The organism is Nocardioides panacisoli, assembly GCF_039537325.1.
Classification (GTDB): domain Bacteria; phylum Actinomycetota; class Actinomycetes; order Propionibacteriales; family Nocardioidaceae; genus Nocardioides; species Nocardioides panacisoli.
In genome coordinates this window covers 108944-131426 of record NZ_BAABAH010000002.1, presented here as the reverse complement: position 1 = coordinate 131426, position 22483 = coordinate 108944, and the positions used below count along the sequence as shown (strand labels likewise).

Here is a 22483-nt window from a genome sequence, read left to right as displayed (position 1 = left end):
GCTCGGGTCAGGCGTTCGCGGGCACCTCGGTGCCGGCACCGCGGGACCGGATCACCGGCTTGCCGCTCTCCGCCGGACCGTGCGAGCAGCTGCCGCCGCAGCCCTCACCGCAGCCCTCGGCGCCGGAGCCGCACGGCGTCGCGACGACCGCGCCCATCCGGTGCGCGCGAGCGTCCTGGTGCGCGGCGAGGATCTCGTCGAACGCGGTGTCCTCGAGGCCGAGGATCACGAAGCCGTTGTCGCGGAGCATCTCCAGGTCGGAGACCGCGTCCTGCCCCTCGGAGGTGAGGTAGTCCCCGAGGAAGATCGAGTTCGCGACCTGCAGGGCGAGCGGCTGCAGCGACCGCAGGTGCATCTCCCGGCCGCCGGCGATCCGGATCTCCTTGTCGGGGCAGACGAACCGCGCCATCGCGAGGATCTTCACGCAGCGGGTGGGGGAGAGCTCCCAGGTGTTCTCGTACGGCGTCCCGTCGAACGGCATCAGGAAGTTGACCGGGATCGAGTCCGCGTCCAGCGCCCGCAGCGCGAACAGCGCCTCGACCAGCTGCTCGTCGGTCTCGCGCAGGCCGGCGATCAGGCCCGAGCAGGGGGACAGGCCGGCCGACTTGGCCTTGCCGATCGTGTCGACGCGGTCGTCGTAGGTGTGCGTCTGGACGATGTTGTCGTGGTTGGACTCGGCGGTGTTGATGTTGTGGTTGTAGGCGTCCACGCCGGCGGCCTTGAGCTTCTCGGCCTGCCCGTCCTTGAGCAGCCCGAGGCACGCGCAGACCTCGACGCCCTCGTACTCGTCCTTGAGCGCCTCGGTCATCTCGACGACCTTGTCGATGTCGCGGTCGGACGGCCCGCGGCCCGACGACACCATGCAGACCCGCGTCGCGCCGCCGCGCAGGCCGGCGCCCGCCTGCTTGAGGGTCTCGTCCGTGGAGAGCCAGGAGTACTTGAGGATCGGGGCCGCGGACCCCAGCGCCTGAGAGCAGTAGTTGCAGTTCTCGGGGCACAGGCCGGACTTCAGGTTGACCAGGTAGTTGACCTTGACCGTGTTCCCGAAGTGCTCCCGGCGCAGCCGGCCCGCGGCCGCCACGACCGCCATCAGCTCCGCGTCCGACGCGCGGAGCACGGCGAGCGCGTCCGCCTCGGTCGCCGTGCCTCCGGCGAGGACCTTGTCGGCGATCTGGTCGAACTCGGTGGGCATGGCTCTCCTCGGGACGGCGACCTGAACGGTGTTCAGGTTAACCTGGGAGCATGTCCGGGTCGAACGAGGACCGCCCCGCGATCTTCTGCGCCTGGTGCGGTGGCGTGCTCGACGCGGACGCGTTCTGCGACTCCGACCAGGCGCGCGAGGCCTCCGACCACGCGGCCTGCGAGCGCCGGCTCGCGACCGAGCAGCCCCGCTACTGCGCCACCTGCCGACTGCCGCTGACCGACGGGTGCGAGCACCGATGAAGGTGCGCTACCGCCGTACCGACGTCGTCGCGCACGCCGTCGACACCCTCGACGCGCACGGCCTGGCGGCTCTCTCGATGCGGCGCCTGGCGGCCGACCTGGGGGTCCAGCCGGCCGCGCTCTACCACCACTTCACCGACAAGCAGGCGTTGCTGTCGGCGGTCGCCGAGGAGCTGCTGGACCGCGGCCGCCGCGCGACCGAGGTCGTGCCCTGGGACGCCGAGCTGCACCTGGTCTGCGTGGAGCTGCGCGACGCGATGACGGCGCACCGCGACGCCGCCGCCCTGATCGCCGCGGTGTACGACGCCGGCGGCGCGCGGGAGCCGGAGCGCCGGATGACCGACGCCCTGCTGCGCGGCGGCGCCGACGACGAGCTGGCGCGGGTCGGCGCACGGACCCTGCTGCGCCACGTCTTCGCCGCCGTGGGCGACGACCCCGAGGCGTTCGCGCTCGGGCTGTCCCTGGTGCTGGACGGACTGCGCGCGCGGCTCTGATATCGCGATCCGGGCCGCGTTAAAGTCGAGGAAACACCCGGGAGGCACGATGGAAGACATGGCCAGCACGATGAAGCCCGTGACCGTCGTCCTGTTCGGGGCGACCGGTGACCTCGCGAAGCGCAAGCTGCTGCCCGGCATGCTGCACCTCTTCGAGACCGGGCTGCTGCGCGACCTGCAGGTCGTCGGCACCTCCCTCGACGACTACACCACCGAGTCGTTCGTGGAGTTCGCGCACGAGGCGATGAAGGAGTTCGCCGGCAACGACGGCGACATGGAAGCCTGGCCGGAGTTCGCCAAGCGGCTGCACTGGGCGCCCGGCAAGGACGGTCCCCAGGGGCTGCGCGAGGTCGTCGAGAAGGTCGAGGCCGACGCCGGCGACGAGGTGGTCCGGCTGCACTACCTGAGCGTCCCGCCGAAGGCCGCCCTCGTCGTGGTCAAGGAGCTCGAGGAGGCCGGACTCGTCAAGGGCAGCCGGATCATCATGGAGAAGCCCTTCGGCACCGACCTCGAGAGCGCCAAGAAGCTCAACGACCAGCTGCACAAGGTCTTCGACGAGACACAGATCTACCGGATCGACCACTTCCTCGGGAAGGAAGCGGCACAGAACATCCTCGCCTTCCGGTTCGCGAACGGGCTGTTCGAGCAGATCTGGCACCGCAACAGCATCGAGCACGTCCAGATCGACGTACCCGAGGAGCTCGGCCTGGAGCAGCGCGCCCAGTTCTACGAGTCCACCGGTGCCTACAAGGACATGGTGGTCACGCACCTGTTCCAGGTCCTCGCCTTCACCGCCATGGAGCCGCCGACGTCGCTCTCGCCCGAGGCGATCAACGAGGAGAAGAACAAGGTCTTCCGGTCCATCCTGCCGATCGACCCGGCGAACGTGGTCCGCGGCCAGTACCAGGGCTACCGCCAGATCGACGGCGTCGCGCCCGAGTCCGAGACCGAGACGTTCATCGCCCTGAAGTGCTTCATCGACAACTGGCGCTGGGCGGGGGTGCCGTTCTTCCTGCGCACCGGCAAGCGGATGGCCGAGGGCGCGCGGATCATCTCGATCGCGTTCAAGGAGCCGCCGCGGTCGATGTTCCCGCACAACTCCGGCGTCGGCGACCACGGTCCCGACCACCTGACGTTCGACCTCGCCGACCGGGCGCGGATGTCGCTGTCGTTCTACGGCAAGCGCCCGGGCCCGGGCATGAAGCTCGACAAGCTCTCGATGCAGTTCGCGATGCAGGACACCGGGTGGGCGGGCTCGGTGCTCGAGGCCTACGAGCGGCTGATCTACGACGCCGCCCGCGGCGACCGCACCCTGTTCACCGAGGCCGAGGGCATCGAGCGGTTGTGGGAGGTCTCCCAGCCGCTCCTCGACGCACCGCCGATCGTGCGGCCCTACCGCCAGGGGAGCTGGGGTCCCAACCAGATCCACCAGCTGATCGCGCCCTTCGCGTGGCGGCTGCCGTTCGAGCGTGAGTGGCGCAACCCGGACACCACGGGCGGCTGATCGTCAGGCGGGAACGCGCTCGCGCGTCGAGTGGAACCGGTAGTCGCCGATCGGGAACCGCACCGCCTCACGGTGGGCGCTGATCGTCGAGGTCGGCCGCAGCAGCGTCGCCTCGCCGTGCTGGTTGAAGTAGTAGCTGCGCGCGGTCGCGCAGCTCCCGGCGTTGAACACCGAGTTGCCCAGCAGCTCGGTCATCCGGTCGAGGAACTCCTGGTTCGCCCGCTCGCTCACCTCGAAGACGTCCGCGTCCGCCTTCCGCATCGCGCGGAACAGCCGGTCCATGTGGGCCATCTGGGTCTCGATGGTCGTGAAGTAGGACAGCCCGGAGTAGGAGTAGGGGCTGTTCAGCGACAGGAAGTTGGGGAACTTCGGCACGGTGATGCCCTCGTAGGCGCAGAAGCGGTTGTCCCGCCACCACTTCCCCAGATCGCGCCCCTCGCGGCCGACCACCTGGATCGCGGGGAAGTTCGCGTCCCACAGGTTGAAGCCGGTCGCCAGCACGAGGACGTCGATGTCGGCGCGACGGCCGTCGGCCAGCACGACGCCGGTGGCGTCGACGTGGTCGATCGAGGTGGTCTCGAGGTCGACGTGCGGCTTCGTGAACGTCGGGAAGTAGGTGTTGGAGAACGTCGGTCGCTTGCACCCGAAGTCGTAGTCGGGCGTCAGCTTCGCCTTGAGCTCGGGGTCCTTGACCTGCCGGTCGAGGTGCCGCCGGCAGACCTGGGCGCCGATCCGGTTCGCCCACGGCAGGTCCCGGAAGTGCAGCACCCCGGCGACCATCATCACCTCGAGGATCGAGCTGCCGACCAGCCGGGCGATCCGCTGGGTCAGCGGCACCCTGGCGAACGCGGCACGTACGGCGCCGGGGACGGGGCCGTCGAGCTTCGGGCTGACGTAGATCGCGGTGCGCTGGAACACCGTGAGGTGGCCCGCCGCCCTGGCCAGCTCGGGGATCAGCTGCACCGCGGTCGCGCCGGTGCCGATGACACCGATCCGCTTGCCCTCGAGGTCGACGTCGTCGCGCCAGCGCGTCGTGTGGACCACCTCGCCCGCGAAGTCCTCGATCCCGGCGATGTCGGGCATCCGCGGCTGGGACAGGAAGCCGGTGGCGGTGAGCAGGTAGCGTCCGCGGACCTCGTCACCGCCCTCGAGGGAGACCACCCAGCACGACCCGTCCTCGTCCCAGCGCGCGCCCGTGACCACGACGGAGAAGCGCATGTGCCTGCGCAGGTCGTACTTGTCCGCCACGTGCTCGGCGTACCGCTTCAGCTCCGCGCCGGGCGCGAACAACCGCGACCAGTGCGGGTTCGGCTCGAAGGAGTAGGAATAGGTCGCCGACGGGATGTCGACGGCGAGGCCGGGGTAGCGGTTGACGTGCCAGGTGCCGCCGAGGTCGTCCTCGCGCTCCAGGACGACCAGGTCGTCGTAGCCCAGCCGGCGGAGCTGGATCGCCGCACCCATCCCGCCGAAGCCGGCACCGACGATGACGGCGTCGTGCATCTGTTCGCTGCTCATGAGGTGCTCCGTTCGTGGGTGGCGTCCGCCAGTCGTCGTGAGTACGCCGACCGCCGCTCGTCGTCCGCGTGCAGCGCCCGGTCGTCGCGGAGCACGCGCCGCACCCGGTCGAGCACCCGCGTGGGGACCAGGTGGCTCGTCGTGGCGAGGGCGCCGACGTAGCCCGGCACCGCGATCTCCGCGGCCCGGCTGGCGACCGAGCCGACGATGGCATCGGCGATCGCGGCAGGCGGGACCTTCGGGATCGGCTTCATGTCCAGCCCGGAGGCCAGGTCGGTGTCGACGGCCGAGGGCAGCACCGCGGTGAGGCCGACGCCGTACGGCGCCATCTCGAGCCGGGTTGCGGCGGTGAGCCCGACCACGGCGTACTTGCTGGCGTTGTAGACCGCCAGCCCCGGGACCGGGAACTTCCCCGCGAGCGAGGCGACGTTGACGACGTGACCGCGGCCGCGGTCGACCATGCCGGGCAGCACCAGCCGCATCCCGTGCAGCACGCCGGTCACGTTGACGTCCAGGACCAGGCGGTCGATCGCCTCGTCGCCGTCGAGGAAGGCGCCGTTCGGCATCACGCCGGCGTTGTTGACCAGGACGTCGACGGGACCGTGCTCCGCCACGGCGGCATCGAGCATCGCCGCGTAGGACGCGCGCTCGCGCACGTCCATGGCGTGCCCGCTGGCACCGGTCTCGGCCGCGGTGCGCTCCGCCGCCTCCGGATCGACGTCGCCGAACGACACCCGGGCACCGTGCGCGAGGAACGCCTCCACCGTCGAGCGCCCGATGCCGCGGGCACCGCCGGTGATGACGACGTGCGCGTCGGCCAGGTCGATCGAGGGGAGTCGGGTCATCGGAGCGTCAAGGTTCCCTCCGTGCGGAATCTGATGTCAGAAACGGAATCTAGTGTCAGTTTTCGGCCGTTGGCAATAGGCTGCGCGTCATGACCGCGATGCCTGCGACCGACCGCGCGGGGCTCAGTCGCGCCGAGCGGCGCAAGGCCGAGACCCGCCGCGAGATCATCGACGCGGCCTTCGCCTGCTTCGCCGAGCGCGGCTACCACGCGACAGGGATCGCCGACATCGCCGCGCGGCTCGGCATGGGCCACGGCACGTTCTACCGCTACTTCGAGAACAAGCGGGACATCGTGGAGCACGTCATCACCGACCTCGTCGAGCGGATCCTCGGCGCGCTCGGCGCGGAGAACGCGCCCGAGGCCGTCGACACCCTCGAGGACTACCGGCAGCAGTCCGCCCGCATCGGCGAGGCGCTCGCCTCGATCTTCGGCTCCGACCTGCGGATGCCGCGGCTGCTGCTCGAAGCCCCCGGCATCGACCAGGCCATGAGCGACCGGATGCTCGAGCTCTTCGACACGACGGCGCAGTTCACGGCGGCGTACCTCGACCACGGCGTCCGGCTCGGCTACCTGCGCGCCGACCTCGACGTGCGGGCGACGGCCCACGCGATCAACGGCATGATCCTCGGCTCGGTCCTCGCGGCGCTCCGCGACCCGGATCCCGAACGCCAGCATCGGCTGGGCGCTGCGATCAGGGCCGTCATGTACGACGGCATCGCCGCGCGCTGATCGACCCCGGGCGACGGCACCTTTCCTTGCAATTACGAGGTGCCGAGGTCGGCCGGGGTCCAGGGTGTCCCCAGCTTGGACCTACTCCCGCCCTGCGGGCCGACTCGAAGGATCCCCATGCGTCTCCGCCTCCCTGCCGCAGCACTCGCCGTCGCCCTCGGGCTCGCGGCCGTCACCGCCCCGACGGCGACCGCGACGCCCCGACCGCACGCCCCGAAGGCGCCGGCCTCGCACGCCCGGGCCGCCGCCGCTCTCGACCGCGCGCAGGCAGTCGTCTCCGGCCACTCCCGCGGAAAGGACGCCACCATCGCCCTGCGTGACCTGTGGGCGAGCATGGACGCGCTCTCGCCCGCCGATCGCGGCCGAGCGCGTGCGCTGCTGGCCCGCCCGACCCTGCCGAGCGCGAAGGTCCGCTGCAAGAAGACGATCTGCATCCACTACACGACGTCGGGGAAGAACGCCGTCAGCAGGCGGGACGTGAGCCCGCACAACGGGACCCCGGACTACGTCGACCTGGCGCTCAAGACGGTCCTGCGCATCCACGACGTCTACGTGACTGCGGGCTACCGCGAGCCGCTGCCCGACAAGGGCAAGAGCGGCAGCAGCGCGCTCGACGTCTTCCTCCAGGACGACGGCGCCAAGGGCCTCTATGGCTACTGCGCGCCGGACCAGAACACCCCGCAGGGCGTCTACACGTCCTACTCCTACTGCTCCTTCGACAACGACTTCAAGCACTCGCAGTTCCCGACGAACACGCCCAAGACGAACCTTCAGGTGACTGCCGCGCACGAGTACTTCCACGCGACGCAGTTCTCCTACGACGCCTACGAGGACTCCTGGATCCTGGAGGCCACCGCGACCTGGGCCGAGGACGAGCTCTATCCCGACGTCAACGACAACCTCCAGTACCTGCCCGACGGCCCGATCGGCGCGCCGGACCTCCCGCTCGACTACGCCCAGGGGTGCTGCCACCAGTACGGCGACTGGATCTTCTTCCGCTACCTGACCGAGGAGTTCAACGACGAGCAGGGCGGGCTGCCGTCGCTGATCCTCCACCTCTGGCAGCGGCTGGACGCCAAGGCCGGGGTGGGTCCCGACGACTACTCCGTGCAGGGCATCGAGAACGTCCTGGCGGACCTGGGCACGTCGTTGCCCGAGCAGCTCGGCTACTTCGCGGTGGCCAACCGCTACCCGTCCCTCGCGTACACCGAGGGCCAGCTCTACCCGACCGCGGACGCCACCGAGGTCGACGTGACCAGCGGCGCGCAGGACCCCGCGGCCTTCTCCCGCTCGCTCGACCACCTGTCGACGGCGACGGTCAGGTACGTCCCCGAGGGACTGTCCGAGGACAACCGCCGCCTGCAGCTCGCGTTCGATCTCGCGCCGACCGCCCGCGGATCCTTCGCTGTGATCGCCTACGAGAAGACCAACGGCCAGGTCGAGGTCAGCGGCGTGACCCTCGACGCCAACGGGGACGCGAACGTCTCCGTGGGGTTCGACTCCGACAACGTCGCAGGCGTCGAGGTGACGCTGGTGAACGCCGGCAGTCACTACGACTGCTGGACCGGCGGCGACTTCTCCTGCCAGGGAGACTCCACCGACGACAACCTCGCGGAGTCGGTGAACGCGCTGGCGTACCTCAGCTGAGGCGCACCCGCAGCAGCCGCTCGCACTCCCCGATCAGCCGCCCCCGCAAGGGGGCGGCTCGGTCGGCGAACGCGCGCTGCGCGGCGACGTACTCCTGCTTGCCCTCGGGGGTCTCGATCCGCACCGGCTCGAACCCGAGGTCGGCGAGGTCGTAGGGCGCCGCGCGCATGTCCATCACCCGGATGTCCCAGGCGAGCTCGAAGCAGTCCATCACCAGGTCCGAGGAGACCAGCGGCCACAGCCGGAAGGCGTGCTTGTAGAGGTCCATGCCGGCGTGGAAGCAGGCGGGCTGCTCGAAGGCGGGCCGGTCGTCGCGGCCGGGGGAGAGCGTGTTGAGCGGTCGGGCAGGTGTGGTGAAGAACCGGTAGGCGTCGAAGTGCGAGCAGGCGATCCGGTGCGACTCGACGACCTGGTCGGTGCCGGCGGGCCCGAGCCGGAGCGGCCAGTCGGCGTGCCGGGTCTGGTCCTCCGTGAGGCGGTAGACCATCGCCCACTCGTGCAGCCCGAAGCAGCCGAAGTGCGGCGTGCGGGCGGCGGTGGCGGTCAGCAGCCGGTGCAGGGACTCGATCAGGGGCCGCCTCGCCGCGACGTGCTCGTCGGTCACGGCCGGGTCGAGCCCGTACCCGGGCGTCCAGCGCCGGAGCTGGGACGGACGGAACGAGTAGTAGGTGAACAGGAAGTCGAAGACCGGATGCTTCGCGCCCTCGGCGCGGCGCGCGAGGTGCGGGTCGACGTACGCGTCGACGCGCGCGCGGTGCGCTGCCGCGCGCGTCTCCAGGTCCTCGGCCACCTCCACGACCGACCAGGGTAGGTCGCTAGGGTCGGACCGTGCGCATCGCGAGGTTCACCACGGGAGAAGAGCCGACGTACGGCGTCGTCACGGGCGACCTCGACGAGTACGGCCAGCTGCCCGACGACGCGGTCATCGTGGGGCTGGCCGGCGACCCGATGTACGCCGGCGTCAAGCTGCTGGACCAGGAGTACCGGCTCGGCGACGTGAAGCTGCTGGCGCCGGTGCTGCCGCGCAGCAAGGTGGTCGCGGTCGGCAAGAACTACGCCAAGCACGCGGCCGAGATGGGCGGCGAGCAGCCCAAGGAGCCGCTGATCTTCCTCAAGCCCAACACCAGCGTGATCGGGCCGAACGACCCGATCCAGTACCCGCCGCAGACCCAGGACCTGCACTACGAGGGCGAGCTCGCGGTCGTGATCGGCCGGATCTGCCGGGACGTCCCGGCAGAGCAGGCGACCGACGTGATCTTCGGGTACACGATCGCCAACGACGTCACCGCGCGCGACCTGCAGAAGAGCGACGGCCAGTGGGCGCGGGCCAAGGGCATGGACACGTTCTGCCCGCTGGGGCCGTGGATCGAGGACGACCTCGACCCGCAGGACTTCATCGAGGGCCGGCGGCTGCAGACGTTCCTCAACGGCGACGTGAAGCAGGACGGCTCGACCGCCGACATGAGCTGGCAGATCCCGGACCTGATCGCCTACATCTCGGCGGCGATGACGCTGCTGCCGGGCGACGTGATCCTCACCGGCACCCCCGAGGGTGTCGGCCCGATGCAGGTGGACGACGAGGTCGAGGTGTCCGTCGAGGGCCTCGGCTCGCTGACGAACAAGGTGGTCAAGCGTGGTCAGTAGCGACAAGCCCGTCCGCGTCCGGATGGCGCCGTCCCCGACCGGCAGCCCGCACGTGGGACTGGTCCGGACCGCGCTCTACAACTGGGCGTTCGCGCGCCACCACCAGCGCCACGGCGCCGGCGGCACGTTCGTGTTCCGGATCGAGGACACCGACAAGGAGCGCAGCACCGCGGAGTCCTACGCCGCGATCATCGACCTGATGCGCTGGCTCGGCATGGAGTGGGACGAGGGTCCCGAGGTCGGCGGGCCCTACGCGCCGTACAAGCAGAGCGAGCGGGAGGACCTCTACCGGGAGGTGCTCGCGAAGCTGCGGGAGAGCCGGTTCGGCTACGAGTGCTACTGCACGAACGCCGAGGTCGAGGAGCGCCGCAAGGCGAGCGGCTCCAAGGTGATGGGCTACGACGGCTACTGCCGCAACCTCACCGCCGACCAGGTCGCCGTCTTCGAGGCCGAGGGCCGTTCGCACATCACGCGGTTCCGGATGCCCGACGGGAAGATCACCTGGAACGACCTGGTCCGTGGCGAGATCACCTTCGAGACCGAGTTCGTGCCCGACTACGCGTTGTGCCGCGCCAACGGCGACCCGCTCTACACGCTGGTCAACCCGGTCGACGACGCGCTGATGGACATCACGCACGTGCTGCGCGGCGAAGACCTGCTGTCCTCGACCCCGCGCCAGGTCGCGCTCTACGGCGCGCTGATCGAGCTCGGCGTGACCGACTTCGTGCCGGAGTTCGGTCACCTGCCCTACGTCATGGGCGAGGGCAACAAGAAGCTCTCCAAGCGCGACCCCGAGGCGCACGCGCTGGCCTACCGCGACCAGGGGTTCCTGCCCGAGGGGCTGCTCAACTACCTCGCGCTGCTCGGGTGGGCGATCGCCGCAGACCGCGACGTGTTCACCCTGGACGAGATGGTCGATGCGTTCGAGATCGGCGACGTCAACCCCAACCCGGCACGGTTCGACCTCAAGAAGTGCGAGGCGATCAACGCCTCGCACATGCGGTTGCTGTCGCTGGAGGACATGACCCACCGGGTCCTGCCCTACCTCAAGGACGCCGGCGTGGTCGGTGACCCGGTCCACGACTCCGACGCACAGCTGCTCGAGCTCGCGATGCCGCTCGTCGCCGAGCGGATCAACAAGCTCACCGAGGCCGCCGGGATGCTCGGCTTCCTGTTCGTCGCCGAGGACGACTTCAGCGTCGACCCCGCCGATGCCGAGAAGATGCTCGGCGAGGACGGCCGGCCCGTCGTCCAGGCGGCGTACGACGCCCTGGCCGGCCTGCACGCCTGGTCCACCTCGGACATCCAGGAGGCGCTCCAGACCGCGCTGGTCGACGGCCTCGGGCTCAAGCCGCGCGTCGCCTTCGGTCCGGTCCGGGTCGCCGTGACCGGCCGCCGGGTGTCGCCGCCACTGTTCGAGTCGCTCGAGCTGCTCGGGCGGGAGCGGAGCCTCGGGCGGCTGCAGCGTGCCCTCGGCTGAGCAGTCGGCCGGTCCGGCCGAGCTCGAGTTCCACCGGCAGCACCTGCTCGGCCGCACGGGCTGGCTGGAGGCGCTCGCGGGGGTCTTCGCCGTCGTCATCGGCTGGTTCGTGCTGTCGATCCTCGTCGTCGGGCTCCTCGACGGCGTCGGCATCGACGTCACCGTCGACCCGCTGACGCCCGGCGCGCTGCTCGCCACCGACCTGGTGTGGGCGTTCGCGATCCTGCTGGTCGCGGCCGTGACGCTGCTCGTCCACCAGCTGCCGTTCGGCCGCGTGGTCTCGGTCGTCGGCCGGATCCGGTGGCGCTGGCTGCTGATCTGCCTCGGCCTCGCGGTCATCACCCTGGCGCTCGCCGTGGGCGTCTCGATGTTCTTCCCGCAGCAGCCCGGCACCGAGCTCAGTGACCACCTGAACGCGTTCACCGACCGGATGCGCGACTTCACGCTGATCGTCGTCCTGCTCACCCCGCTGCAGGCGGCGGGGGAGGAGTTCGTGTTCCGGGGCTACCTCACCCAGGCGTTCGGCGGGCTGGCGCGGGGCCGGGTGGGCGCCGCGCTGGCGGTCGTCGTACCGGCACTGCTGTTCGCGCTCGCCCACGGTGCGCAGTCGCTGCCGGTGTTCGTCGACCGGTTCGCGTTCGGTCTGATCGCGGGCGTCCTCGTGCTCGTCACCGGCGGCCTGGAGGCCGGCATCGCGATGCACCTGCTCAACAACTGGCTCAGCCTGGGCCTCGCGCTCGCGGTCGGCGACATCAACGCGGCGATCAACCCCGAGGGCGGCACCTGGGGCACCCTGCCGAGCACCCTCACCCAGTCGCTCGTCTACCTCGCCCTGGTCCTCTGGATCGCCCGGCGCACCGGCCTCGAGACGCGCTCCGAGGGGGGCGTTTTGGCGGGCAACAGCGGTCACAGGTAGTGTTTCCCGTCGGTTCCCGGACCGCTTCGTAGAGGCGGATCGGGGCAGCCGAACAGCAGTAACACAGTGGTCTATGGTGTAATTGGCAGCACGACTGGTTCTGGTCCAGTTAGTCTAGGTTCGAGTCCTAGTAGACCAGCGAGTTCTCGCGAGAAGTGCCCTGATCGGACGGCGATTTGGCCGGTCAGGACCGCGATCGCTAGAGTTCCGAAGGTTGTCCGCGAGAGATCGCGGCACCAGTTCGCCCCCGTTGTGTAGCGGCCTAGCACGCCTGCCTCTCACGCAGGTAGCGCCGGTTCGAATCCGGTCGGGGGTACAGGAGACAAGAGGCCCGGTCCTGGTGGACCGGGCCTCTTCCATGTCCGGGACGGGACCTCAGAAGGTCGTCGTGCCGCGCAGCTTCCTCGGCCGCCCGTCGGGGTCGCAGGCGATGCGGTACGCCGGCCGCGCCCACAGGCGCGTGCGTGCCGAGACCGTCGGCGGCTCGTGCCGGCGGATCCGGCTCCCCGGAGCGCCCACGCGCTCGTTCCACAGCCCGACCGGGTCGCTCGGGTCCGGGAGCCGCGGGTCCTCGTCCGCCAGCCCCAGGTGCTCGGCCCACAGGGCGCTGCGGAGCTGGCGGGGGAGCGTCCCGTCCGGATCGACGAACGCACACGTCATCTCGGAGTCGTGGGTCCACGAGCGCAGGTTCAGGTTGTCCGAGCCGATGGTGGTCCAGGTGTCGTCGACGACGCACACCTTGGCGTGCACGTAGATCGGCGTCCCCGCGGCGTTCTCGATGTCGAACATCGCGAACCGGTCGCCACCCGCCTCGCGCAGCGCGTCGAAGGCCAGCCGCTGCCCGTAGAGCATCGGCGGGCCGCCGAGCCGGCCGTCCTCCTCGGGAAAGCGCGGGACCACCGCGATGACCCGCAGCTCCGGCTCACGACGAAGCGCCTCCGCGAGGGCGTCGGCCACGAGGTCGGACCAGAAGTACTGGTCCTCGATGTAGATCAGTCGCCGGGCTCGGGAGAACGCGCGCGAGTAGGCCCGGGCGATCGAGCGCTCGCCGTGCGGGGCGAAGGGGTACCTCGGTCGCTTGGAGGGGTAGGTGCGCAGGATCTGCACCAGGTGCGGTCCGGCGTCGGGCGGCGGGTCCCAGCGCTCCGGCAGGGGATCGGGATGTCGCGGCATCCGGGCCAGCCGGTGGACCGCGGCGCGATAGGGGTTGCGATGGTCGAGCGGGGTCGAGTCGTCCCAGCGCTCGGAGAAGGTGTCGAGGACGTGGCTCACGGCGGGGCCGCGGATCTCGGCGATCGCGTCGTGCCAGGGCGGCGTCTCGCCGTACCGCTCGTCGAGCGGTGGGGCCTGCGGGTCGCCGTGGTGCGCGGCGTCGTCGCGGCGACCGTGGCAGAGGTCGATGCCGCCGACGAACGCCACGTCGTCCTGTGGACGGCCCTTCCGCCGTACGACGACCAGCTTCTGGTGGTGCGACCCGCCGCGCCGTACCCGCTCGTCGAGGAGGACCTCGCCGCCGGCCGCGTTCAGGCAGGTGCCGAGCTGGGTGTTCTCCTCGGCGTTGAGCTTGCCGCGGTGCGAGCGCCAGAGCAGTGCCCGAACCTCGACCCCGCGCTCCACCGCGGCACACAGCAGCTCCCCGACCGTCGGGCCGGTGTCCGTCAGCCGCTCGTCGGCGTCGCCGCGCCAGTCGGTGATGAAGATCCGGTCGCCCTCGTCGGTTGCCCCGACGACCTCGATCAGGCGCGCGAAGTAGTTCGACCCGTGCACGTGCGGCACGACCAGGTTCCCCGCGGACCACGGCCGCTCGGTCTGGGGCAGGAACCAGTCGCTCATGTCTCGACGCTAGACGATGCCGTCGAACGGGCGGGGCGACAGAAAAGCGCTACGGGTGCGCCTGCCGGCCGTGCGACGATCGCTGCTCCCATGGGCACGACCTACCCCTCACTCCCGCGCCGCGAGCGCGCGCTGGTCCTCGGCGGCGGTGGGTCGACCGGGAACGCGTGGCTGATCGGCGTGGTCGCGGGGCTGCTCGAAGCAGGGCTGGACGTCGCCCGCGCCGACCTGACCGTCGGGACGTCGGCAGGATCGACGGCTGCCGCCCAGCTCGGCGGAGCCAGCGCGATCGACCTGTACGCAGCCGTTCTGGGCTCGGAAGCCGGGCCACCGCGGGCCGGCGGAGCCCGCGCGCCGGGCGGCTCGGTGAGTGACCATCTGGAGCGGATGCGCTCGATCATCGCCGGGTGCGGCGACGCTGCCGAGCTCCGGCGCAGGATGGGTGCTGCCGCCCTCGAGAGGAGCGCCGCGGCAGACGGCTCCGCGCGGGAGAGGTGGCGGGCCGTCGTCGCCGCCCGGCTGCCCAGCACGCGATGGCCGGACCGCCCGCTGCTCATCACGGCGGTCGATGCCGAGACCGGCGAGCCGGCCGTCTTCGGCAACGACAGCGGCGTCGACCTGGCGGACGCCGTCGCCGCCAGCTGCTCGAGCTCCCTCGCCTACGAGATCGGCGGTCGTCGCTACGTCGACGGCGGCTACCGGTCCAACGCCGACAACGCCGACCTGGCTGCAGGCCACGAACGGGTCCTGGTCCTCTCGCCACTCGGCGGCCGGTCCCTGCACCCGCCCGCGTGGGGCACCCACCTCTCGACCCAGGTCGACGAGCTGCGCGCACGAGGCAGCCGGGTCGAGACGGTCTTCCCGGACAGCAGCTCCGAGCACCTGTTCGGAGTCAACGCGATGAACGTCTCGCTGCGTCCGGACGCTGCACGCGCCGGTCACGACCAGGGCGCCTCGCTCGCCGGCCGCCTCGCCGAGCTCTGGGGCTGAGTCTCGAGCCGTCGCTAGCGGGGGCGGCGGAGGCCGAACAGGATGAGGACGAGTCCGACCACGACGATGACCGGGCCCGCCACGGACCAGGTGGTGGTGTCGCTCATGGGGCTGCCCTGCAGCGTCCCGATGCCCTGCAGGGTGAAGATCGCACCGAGCAGCGCGACGATCGCCCCGACCAGCACGATCGTTCCTCTGCCCATCAGCCACCTCCGCCTTCCGTCGCGCTCCGAGCGGGCTCCGAGCGGGCTCCCACAGCATCCCACGCCGCGGGAAGGCGTCCGTGCGCTCGACAACAGTGGACGGCGCTGCTTGACGTCAGTCAGGGCCGGGCCTGACTGACGTCAGCCCTACCGCGACGCGCCTGCCGACGACGGCATCCCGCTGGCCCAGTCCGCCGTCGACGACGTCGTGACCGAGTACGAGCGTCTGGCGGCGGGGAACCTCATCCAGATCATCTCGGACAACCTGTGAGCTAGTGGCCGCCCACCAGCGCGTAGCCCCAGCAGCCGGGGTCGTCGTCCTCCAGGTGGACGACCACGCGCCGGGCCGAGGTACGTCCGCATCGACCGCTCACGCTCCCGCCCGGCGGGCACGTTCCTTGATCCCGGCGATGACGTCGGTCTTCGCCTCGGCGTAGGCGTTCATGTCCGCCCAGTCCTGCTCGACCAGGAGGCGCTTGGTCCGCTCGTAGAAGGCGCGGTCCTCGGGATGGGACCGCAGGCGGTCCCGGAACAGCAGGTAGTCCGCCGCGGCCCCGTCGCCGACCTCGAGCACGTGCACGTGGACATCGCGCGCGGGGGTCCGGACCAGGCGGTGACCGGGCTCGCGGACGCGCAGCTCGTAGCCGGCGGCCAGCAGCTGGTCGAGGTAGTCCTCCTCCGCGGTGATGTCCTCGACGGTCACGAGCACGTCGATGATCGGCTTGGCGGCGAGACCGGGCACCGACGTCGAGCCGATGTGCTCGACCTGGGCCGCGGTGGGCCCGAGCGCCCGGCGGATGCGCTGCTCGTGCTCGGCGTAGGCCGCGGGCCACGCGGGGTCGTAGTCCTCCAGCACGAGGGCGCGCCTCTCGACGCCGCCCACCATCTCGACGTCGGTCACGTCCGGTCGACGGGAAGGCACGGCGCTAGCCGTCCGAGTCCTTCAGGTGCCGGGCGATCTCCTGCACCGCGCCGGCGAGCTCGGTGATGGCGCGTTGCGTCGAGGGGTCCTCGACTGCCTGCGCCTCGCTGGCGGCGCGCTGGGCGTGCTCGTGGAGACTGGCGACGAGTTCGCTGAGGTCGGTGGTCACCGAGCCATCATGACGCGACGGCGCGCACCCGGCGTACGAGCGCGGTGAGCAGCACCTTGGAGATCCCGGCGACCGCGATCCGGTCGAGCACGGGGATCCGGGAGTCGGCGCTGACGGTGTAGGCGATCGTGGTCACGGCGCCGCTGGGGGAGAGGACCACCTCGCCGCTGTAGTTGCGCAGGGGTACACCGCCGAGCGCCCTGTAGCCGAGCTTCCTGCCGGGCTCGAAGGCGGTGATCTCCTCGACGATCGCCGGCGCCGGGCCGGGGGCGTTGATCTCGCGGACCGCGCCGACGCCGTTGCGGTCGCCCGTGCCTTCCTTGCGGAGCGAGACCTTGAGGCCGGGACCCCAGTGGGCCATGCCCTCGTGGTCGCAGAGCACCGACCAGACCTGGTCGGGCGTGGCGGACACCGTGGCGGTCGACGTCGTCTGCATACCGGGAGTATGCCGCCTCACGCGTCGGAGTCGGCGCCCCGCTCCGACGCGTGAGACGTCAACCCGGTGGGGATCAGCCGAGAGTGCTCAGGAGATCTTGCATTGCTCTCTCCTCCTGAGCCGGCTGCGGGTTGCTCGAGCGGACGGCGGACAGGACGGGGTCGATCTGCTGGTCGACGTAGGTCCAGGCCTGGCAGTCCTTGGGTTGGAGGCTGTCCTGGTCGTTGTCCCAGGCGGTCTCCAGGTCGGTGATCCGGCTGCTGGCGCCGGACTGGTCGCCGGACTTCACCAGCGCCTCGGTGTCGGTGACGATCTTCTTGTAGTCGGCGACCTTGTCGGCGGGGAAGTGCGCGGCGACCGCCTTGGTGGCCTCGTCCTGGTTCAGCGGCGAGCCGCTCGAGCACTTCGGCGGTGCGCCCTCCTCGGCCGCGAGCGCGTCGGTGTGGGGCTGGGCGTTGGCCCAGACCAGCAGGGCGGCGGTGGCGGCGGCCGCGGCGCCGAGGACGGCGAGCCCGACCCGCTCGCTGATCAGCTTGCGGCCGGTCGGTGCCGATTCGAGGTGGTGGCGGGGGTGGTGCTCCTCGTACTCCTCGATCACGTCGGTGCGCGTGACGGTCAGGTAGACCACGGTCGCGAGGATCGCGCCGAGGAAGATGAGGCTGGTCCACAAGGTGCCCAGGCCCAGTCCCTTCTCGCTGGATGGCGAGGCGAGGAAGTCACCGATGTTCGCGCCGAGCGGGCGGGTCAGGATGTAGGCCACCCAGAAGGTGAGCACCGGGTTGCCGCCGCTGTACCAGACCGCGGTGACGATCGCGATCAGCGTCAGGGGCAGCAGGATCGAGACGCCGGGACCCCAGCCGGTCAGCTCCAGGGTCCAGTCGCCGGTCGCGGTGCCGAGCGCGAAGGTGACGAGCACCGCGAGCCAGTAGAACGACTCGCGCGGCACGGTCCGGATGGAGTGGATCGACAGCGTGCGCTCGCGGTACCACCAGATCCCGAAGACCGCCGCGAGGAGGGCGGCGAAGACGGTGCTGCTGATCCACAGCGGCACGCCCTTGCTGTCGGTGAGGATGTCGGTGTAGAGCGTGCCGGTCACGCTGACCACCACCACGGTGAACCAGTACGGGCCCGGTACGTACTTCTTCAGGCTCATCTGGACCGCGAGGGCGATGACGAACACGACCGTGAACAAGATCGTGGTGTTGGTCAGGCCGAAGCCGAGGGTCTCGTTGATGTAGTCCGCGAAGCTCTCACCGACCGTGGTGCACAGGATCTTGATGACCCAGAACCAGATGGTGACCTCGGGGACCTTGTTCAACATCAGTCGCGCGCGCGTCGTCGCAGTCGTGGTGCTCATGCAAGCACGATCGCGGATCCGACCTGCCATCAACCTGACCGGCTGAGCGGGTGGTGCTGCGGGCTAGCAGGACCCGTTCTTCAGCCCGGTGACGATCTTCTGCGCGGCGTTGCGGAGAGCGAGCTGCTCGTCCTCGTCGAGTACGTCGAACACGAGCTTGCGCACGAGCGCGATGTGGCGGGGTGCCGCCTGCGTGAGGTGCTCGAGGCCGGCGTCGGTGAGGATCGCGTTGGTGAACCGCCGGTCGCTTCGGTCCGGCTCGCGTCGGACGAGCCCACGCTCCTCGAGCCGCCGCATCAGGTGGGAGAGCCGGGACAGCTCGGAGTGCGCGAGGGCCGCGAGGGTGCTCATCCGCAGGGTGCGGTCCGGCTGCTCGGAGAGCCCCTTCAGCACGTAGTACTCCAGGTGGCTCAGGCCGGCGTCGCATTGCAGCTGGCTGCCGAGGGCCGGGGGGAGGTGGGCCAGCAGCCGGTTCACGGCGCGCCAGGTCTCCATCTCCTCCGTTGTCAACGCACAGGCCTTCTCGTGCGTCAACGAATCGACCGCCGAGTCGGTCGCTTGAACCTTCATGTCATGAGAGTACAGTTGCTCCCGCTTGAATCTTCAAGTCAAAGGCTCCCCGCCCTAGGACACCGTCATCCTCCAAGAAGATCCGTCGCTGACGACGACTGCTGACACCCGGCGCAGCTCGCTCCCGGGACGGATCCGGGTGCCCGCCACGGCGCTGCTCGAGCTGGGTGTGCTCGTGGCGCTGTTCACTGCCTACAACGTGATCCGCGCGATGCAGGGGACCGACGTCGACGCGGCGCTCGACCACGCACACTCGATCGTCGGCGCCGAGCGCTGGCTGTTCGACCACGTGGAGCGGCCGCTGAACCACTGGCTGGTCACGGTCACCGTGCTCGCGGTGCCGGCCTGCTACTTCTACGCGGTCTTCCACTACGTCGCGACGCCGTTCGTGCTGTTCCGGTCCTGGCGCATCGGAGGGTGGGTCTACCGCCGCGGCTACTGGACGATCGTGCTGGCCTCCGCCATCGCGCTGGTCGTCTACGCGCGCTACCCGGTGGCACCGCCGCGGCTGGTCCCCGACCTCGACTCGATCGACGTGATGCGACGGTTCGCCGACTACGGCTGGTGGGGGGAGGCCGCGTCCGCGCCGCGGGCGATCGGCGACGCCACCAACCAGTACGCCGCGATGCCGTCGCTGCACTTCGGGTGGTCGCTGTGGTGCGGGATCCAGATGTGGAGCTTCGGCGCGAGGCGCTGGCGGATCGCCGCGGTGGTCTATCCGACGCTCCAGGTCTTCGTCGTCATCGGCACCGCCAACCACTTCGCGCTCGACGTCGTCGGTGGCGCGGCCTGCGTGCTCGTCGCGATCGGCGTCGTCTGGGGGGTCCGGGTCCTCGGCGAACGTCCGTGGCGGTCAGACGGGCGCGACCTCGACCGGAAGGCCGTTCAGCACGGCATTCCCGCTGGGTGCGTCGAGCAGTAGGTCGTCGGACAGCACGTTGCTGTTCGTCCCGGCGTGCGTCTCCGCGACAGCCATCCGCACACCCGAGAGGTCGTGGCCCCAGCCGTGCGGCACGCTGACCGTGCCGGGTCGCACGACGTCGGTGACCTCGACGGGCACCTTCACCTCGCCGGTGCGCGACCTGATCAGCGCGGTGCCGCCGTCGAGGAGCCCGAGCCGCGTCGCGTCCTCCGGGTGGATCTGGGCCGTGCACCTGTTCTCGCCTCGCACCAGGGGAGTGATGTTGTGCATCCAGGAGTTGTTGGAGCTCAGGTTGCGCCGACCGATGAGGACCATGCCGCCCGGGTCGCCGGTCGCGGCCGCGAGGCTGTCGACCAGCCGCGGCACGTCCTGCACGATCGGCTCCGGCGCGAGCTCGATCCTCCCGCTCGGGGTCGAGAGCACGTCGGGCAGCCGCGGCGCGAGCGATCCGAGGTCGACGCCGTCGGGGGACGCCTCGAGGTCGGCCAGCGTGACGTCGTACGGCCCGCCGCGCAGGAGGACGTCGATCAGCCGCTCCGGCCCGACGCGACCACCCACGTCGGCGAGGTCGACGCCGGCCCGGCCGGCGAGGTCGGCAGCGACCATGTCGTCGAGAGCGGTGATGTCGACGTCGGGTCCCTGCCCGGCGACCACGCCGGCGAGCCGGAGCAGCGTCCGCCACTCCTGGGGAACGTCGGAGTCCAGCGCGGCAACGGACCAGTTCGCGACGTTGCGCACCGCCAGCTGGTAGAGCGCGATGTCGTAGTGCGGCCGGGCCAGCGGCGAGGGTCCCGGCAGGATCACATCGGCGTGCCGGGTCGTCTCGTTGAGGTAGACGTCGACCGACACCATGAAGTCCAGCCCGTCCAGCGCGGCGTCCAGGGCGGCGGCGTTCGGCGTGGACAGGCACGGGTTGCCGCAGACCGTGATCAGCGCGCGCACCTGGCCCGCGCCCGGCGTCCGGATCTCCTCGGCGAGCGCGGCCACCGGCAGCTCGCCGATGACCTCGGGCAGGCCGCGCACCCGGCTCTGCCAGCGGTCGTGGCGGAACGGGCGCCCTGCCCCCGGTGCGCTGTTCGCCTGCCCGGCCGCCGCGAGCGGGAACATCGCGCCACCGGGACGGTCCAGGTTGCCGGTGAGCACGTTCAGCACGTCGACCAACCAGCTCGCCAGGGTGCCGAACTCCTGGGTCGTCGTACCCATCCGGCCGTAGACCGCCGCGCTGTCGGCAGCGGCGAGCTCGCGCGCGATCCGGCGTACGTCGTCCGCCGCGATCCCGGTCCGCGCCTCCACGCCCTCCGGCGCGAAGTCCTTCGCCCAGGCCTCGACGCGGTCCATGCCCTCGACGAGCCCGTCCAGCGCACCGAGGGTGACGAGCCCTTCCTCGAACAGCACCTGCACCAACGCGAACAGGAACAGCGCGTCGGTGCCCGGCCGGATCGCGAGGTGCTCGTCGGCGGCCTCGGCAGTGCGGGTGCGCCGCGGGTCGAGGACCACGATCCGCCCGCCGCGCTGCTGGATGCCACGCAGCCGGCCGCGGATGTCCGGCGCGGTCATCAGGCTGCCGTTGGAGACCAGCGGGTTCGCGCCGAGCATCAGCAGGTAGTCGGTGCGGTCGACGTCGGGCACCGGGATGGTCAGCGGGTGCCCGAACATGTAGCCGGCGGTGAAGTGCTTGGGCAGCTGGTCGACGCTGCTGGCGCTGTAGACGTTCTTGGTGCCGAGCGCCTTCAGCAGCACCCGGGCGTAGAGCGAGGTGGAGAGGTTGTGGACCGACGGGTTGCCGAGGTACGCCGCGACGGAGTCCGCCCCGTGCTCGGCGATGACGGCCGGCAGCCTCTCGGCGATGACGGCGAACGCCTCGTCCCACGTCGCCGGCTCGTGCCGCCCGTCGCGCTTGACCATCGGCGTGCGCAGCCGGTCGGGGTCCTCGTGCAGCGCGCCCAGCGAGGCGCCCTTGGGACAGATGTAGCCGTGGGAGAACACGTCGTCCGGGTTGCCGCGCACCCCGGTGACGCGGTCACCGTCGAGCGTGACCCGGAGGCCGCAGGTCGCTTCGCAGAGCGGGCACGTGAGAGTCGCGGTCGTCACAGGGGACACCGTCCCACAAAGCGCGGACCTCGCGGCGTGCCCGAGCGCCGGTCAGCTCGTCCATCCGCCACCGCAGCACCAGCCGGGCGGCCTCCCGGGCGACGTCGGCGGTCATCTTCGACGCGCCGGCGGTGCGCTCGGTGAACGTGATCGGGTGCTCCACGATCCGCAGCCCGCGGCGCTCCGCTTGCCAGGTGTTCTCCACCTGGAAGCCGTAGCCGCTCGAGGCGGTCTCCAGCACGCCCACGGCCTCGAGCGCTGCCGCGCGCCAGGCGCGGAAGCCCGACGTCGTGTCCCTGGTGCGCAGGCCGAGGACGCCGCGCGCGTAGGTGTTGGCCCCCGAGGAGAGGACCCGGCGACGCATCGGCCAGTTCACGGTCTCGCCGCCGGGGACGTAGCGCGAGCCGACCACGAGGTCGTGGTCGCGAAGCAGGCCGAGCATCGCCGGGACCTCGGCAACGGGGTGCGAGCCGTCGGCGTCCATCTGCACGATCGCGTCGTAGCCGCGGTCGAGCGCCTCGCCGAACCCGGCGCGGTACGCCGCACCGAGACCGTCCTTGCTGGTGCGGCTGAGGACGTGGACCCAGTCGCCGTACCCGGGGTGCGAGCGGACCAGGTCCGCGGTGCCGTCCGGGCTGCCGTCGTCGACGACGAGGAGGTCGACGGTGTCGACGACCATGGACCGGACCTGCGCGAGCTCGGCGAGCAGGGTGGGGATGGTGGCGGCCTCGTTGTAGGTCGGGACCACGATCACGCAGCGCATGCCGCGAA

Annotated in this window: 23 protein-coding genes and 2 tRNA genes; 12 read left to right on the top strand and 13 right to left on the bottom strand. The window is 70.8% G+C overall.

Annotation, left to right across the window (positions count from 1 at the left end; genetic code table 11):
* Positions 1-7 precede the first annotated feature (7 nt).
* The gene (gene bioB, locus ABD709_RS03630) at positions 8-1192 is read right to left on the bottom strand and encodes a biotin synthase BioB (protein ID WP_344772437.1); all 1185 of its coding nucleotides are present in this window, start codon (positions 1190-1192) and stop codon (positions 8-10) included.
* Positions 1193-1242: 50 nt separating this feature from the next.
* On the opposite strand from bioB, the gene ABD709_RS03625 reads away from it, so the two are divergent.
* Genes ABD709_RS03625 through zwf form a run of 3 tightly spaced genes read left to right on the top strand, consistent with a single transcriptional unit; the run spans position 1243 to position 3441 of the window.
* Positions 1243-1443, top strand: coding sequence for a hypothetical protein (locus ABD709_RS03625; protein WP_344772436.1), 201 nt, complete (start codon positions 1243-1245; stop codon positions 1441-1443).
* Positions 1440-1937, top strand: a complete 498-nt coding sequence (locus ABD709_RS03620; protein WP_344772435.1) for a TetR family transcriptional regulator — start codon at positions 1440-1442, stop codon at positions 1935-1937. Before ABD709_RS03625 ends, ABD709_RS03620 begins: the two co-directional genes overlap by 4 nt.
* Before the next feature lie 58 nt (positions 1938-1995).
* A complete protein-coding gene (gene zwf / locus ABD709_RS03615) occupies positions 1996-3441 on the top strand; it encodes a glucose-6-phosphate dehydrogenase (protein ID WP_344772434.1) in 1446 nt (481 codons plus the stop codon).
* Positions 3442-3444: 3 nt separating this feature from the next.
* On the opposite strand, the gene ABD709_RS03610 is transcribed toward zwf, so the two are convergent.
* Together ABD709_RS03610 and ABD709_RS03605 are read right to left on the bottom strand one after the other, a co-directional pair.
* Positions 3445-4956, bottom strand: a complete 1512-nt coding sequence (locus ABD709_RS03610; RefSeq protein WP_344772433.1) for a flavin-containing monooxygenase — start codon at positions 4954-4956, stop codon at positions 3445-3447.
* Positions 4953-5801: an SDR family oxidoreductase gene (locus ABD709_RS03605; RefSeq protein ID WP_344772432.1), complete on the bottom strand. Its 849-nt coding sequence runs from the start codon at positions 5799-5801 to the stop codon at positions 4953-4955. The genes ABD709_RS03610 and ABD709_RS03605 overlap by 4 nt, the downstream gene beginning before the upstream one ends.
* A gap of 89 nt (positions 5802-5890) precedes the next feature.
* Here ABD709_RS03605 and ABD709_RS03600 point away from each other — a divergent pair, with 89 nt between their 5' ends.
* On the top strand, positions 5891-6532 hold the full coding sequence (locus tag ABD709_RS03600; protein WP_344772431.1) for a TetR/AcrR family transcriptional regulator: 642 nt from the start codon (positions 5891-5893) through the stop codon (positions 6530-6532).
* Between the two features lie 117 nt (positions 6533-6649).
* Positions 6650-8179 carry an MXAN_6640 family putative metalloprotease gene (locus tag ABD709_RS03595; protein ID WP_344772430.1) on the top strand — a complete coding sequence of 510 codons (1530 nt, stop codon included), beginning with the start codon at positions 6650-6652 and terminating at the stop codon, positions 8177-8179.
* Here ABD709_RS03595 and ABD709_RS03590 read toward each other — a convergent pair.
* Positions 8172-8975, bottom strand: a complete 804-nt coding sequence (locus tag ABD709_RS03590; RefSeq protein ID WP_344772429.1) for a 3-methyladenine DNA glycosylase — start codon at positions 8973-8975, stop codon at positions 8172-8174. The two genes, ABD709_RS03595 and ABD709_RS03590, sit on opposite strands and share 8 nt — an antisense overlap.
* Before the next feature lie 32 nt (positions 8976-9007).
* Between ABD709_RS03590 and ABD709_RS03585 the strand changes: the two genes are divergently transcribed.
* The 5 genes from ABD709_RS03585 (at position 9008) to ABD709_RS03565 (ending at position 12535) form a co-directional block, all read left to right on the top strand.
* Complete coding sequence (locus tag ABD709_RS03585; protein WP_344772428.1) at positions 9008-9823, top strand: fumarylacetoacetate hydrolase family protein; 816 nt, start codon at positions 9008-9010, stop codon at positions 9821-9823.
* Positions 9824-9845: 22 nt separating this feature from the next.
* Positions 9846-11303 carry a glutamate--tRNA ligase gene (gene gltX, locus ABD709_RS03580; RefSeq protein ID WP_425575039.1) on the top strand — a complete coding sequence of 486 codons (1458 nt, stop codon included), beginning with the start codon at positions 9846-9848 and terminating at the stop codon, positions 11301-11303.
* On the top strand, positions 11290-12219 hold the full coding sequence (locus ABD709_RS03575; protein WP_344772426.1) for a CPBP family intramembrane glutamic endopeptidase: 930 nt from the start codon (positions 11290-11292) through the stop codon (positions 12217-12219). Before gltX ends, ABD709_RS03575 begins: the two co-directional genes overlap by 14 nt.
* 67 nt (positions 12220-12286) lie before the next feature.
* Positions 12287-12358, top strand: a tRNA-Gln gene (locus tag ABD709_RS03570).
* 104 nt (positions 12359-12462) lie between these two features.
* Positions 12463-12535, top strand: a tRNA-Glu gene (locus tag ABD709_RS03565).
* A gap of 59 nt (positions 12536-12594) precedes the next feature.
* On the opposite strand, the gene ABD709_RS03560 is transcribed toward ABD709_RS03565, so the two are convergent.
* A complete protein-coding gene (locus tag ABD709_RS03560; protein WP_344772425.1) occupies positions 12595-14052 on the bottom strand; it encodes a phospholipase D family protein in 1458 nt (485 codons plus the stop codon).
* A gap of 90 nt (positions 14053-14142) precedes the next feature.
* On the opposite strand from ABD709_RS03560, the gene ABD709_RS03555 reads away from it, so the two are divergent.
* A complete protein-coding gene (locus tag ABD709_RS03555; RefSeq protein WP_344772424.1) occupies positions 14143-15042 on the top strand; it encodes a patatin-like phospholipase family protein in 900 nt (299 codons plus the stop codon).
* Between the two features lie 14 nt (positions 15043-15056).
* On the opposite strand, the gene ABD709_RS03550 is transcribed toward ABD709_RS03555, so the two are convergent.
* From ABD709_RS03550 to ABD709_RS03525, 6 genes are all read right to left on the bottom strand, one after another.
* A complete protein-coding gene (locus ABD709_RS03550) occupies positions 15057-15245 on the bottom strand; it encodes a hypothetical protein (protein ID WP_344772423.1) in 189 nt (62 codons plus the stop codon).
* A gap of 370 nt (positions 15246-15615) precedes the next feature.
* Positions 15616-16167 carry a GrpB family protein gene (locus ABD709_RS03545; protein WP_344772422.1) on the bottom strand — a complete coding sequence of 184 codons (552 nt, stop codon included), beginning with the start codon at positions 16165-16167 and terminating at the stop codon, positions 15616-15618.
* Between the two features lie 4 nt (positions 16168-16171).
* The gene (locus ABD709_RS03540) at positions 16172-16336 is read right to left on the bottom strand and encodes a hypothetical protein (RefSeq protein WP_344772421.1); all 165 of its coding nucleotides are present in this window, start codon (positions 16334-16336) and stop codon (positions 16172-16174) included.
* Between the two features lie 7 nt (positions 16337-16343).
* Positions 16344-16772, bottom strand: coding sequence for an SRPBCC family protein (locus ABD709_RS03535; RefSeq protein WP_344772420.1), 429 nt, complete (start codon positions 16770-16772; stop codon positions 16344-16346).
* A gap of 73 nt (positions 16773-16845) precedes the next feature.
* Positions 16846-18129 carry a COG4705 family protein gene (locus ABD709_RS03530; protein ID WP_344772419.1) on the bottom strand — a complete coding sequence of 428 codons (1284 nt, stop codon included), beginning with the start codon at positions 18127-18129 and terminating at the stop codon, positions 16846-16848.
* Between the two features lie 63 nt (positions 18130-18192).
* Positions 18193-18699, bottom strand: coding sequence for a MarR family winged helix-turn-helix transcriptional regulator (locus ABD709_RS03525; RefSeq protein ID WP_344772418.1), 507 nt, complete (start codon positions 18697-18699; stop codon positions 18193-18195).
* A gap of 139 nt (positions 18700-18838) precedes the next feature.
* On the opposite strand from ABD709_RS03525, the gene ABD709_RS03520 reads away from it, so the two are divergent.
* The gene (locus ABD709_RS03520) at positions 18839-19621 is read left to right on the top strand and encodes a phosphatase PAP2 family protein (RefSeq protein ID WP_344772417.1); all 783 of its coding nucleotides are present in this window, start codon (positions 18839-18841) and stop codon (positions 19619-19621) included.
* Here ABD709_RS03520 and ABD709_RS03515 read toward each other — a convergent pair.
* Positions 19553-21712 carry a molybdopterin-dependent oxidoreductase gene (locus tag ABD709_RS03515; protein WP_344772416.1) on the bottom strand — a complete coding sequence of 720 codons (2160 nt, stop codon included), beginning with the start codon at positions 21710-21712 and terminating at the stop codon, positions 19553-19555. The genes ABD709_RS03520 and ABD709_RS03515 overlap by 69 nt on opposite strands.
* Positions 21642-22475: a polyprenol monophosphomannose synthase gene (locus ABD709_RS03510; RefSeq protein WP_344772415.1), complete on the bottom strand. Its 834-nt coding sequence runs from the start codon at positions 22473-22475 to the stop codon at positions 21642-21644. Before ABD709_RS03510 ends, ABD709_RS03515 begins: the two co-directional genes overlap by 71 nt.
* Positions 22476-22483: the final 8 nt, after the last annotated feature.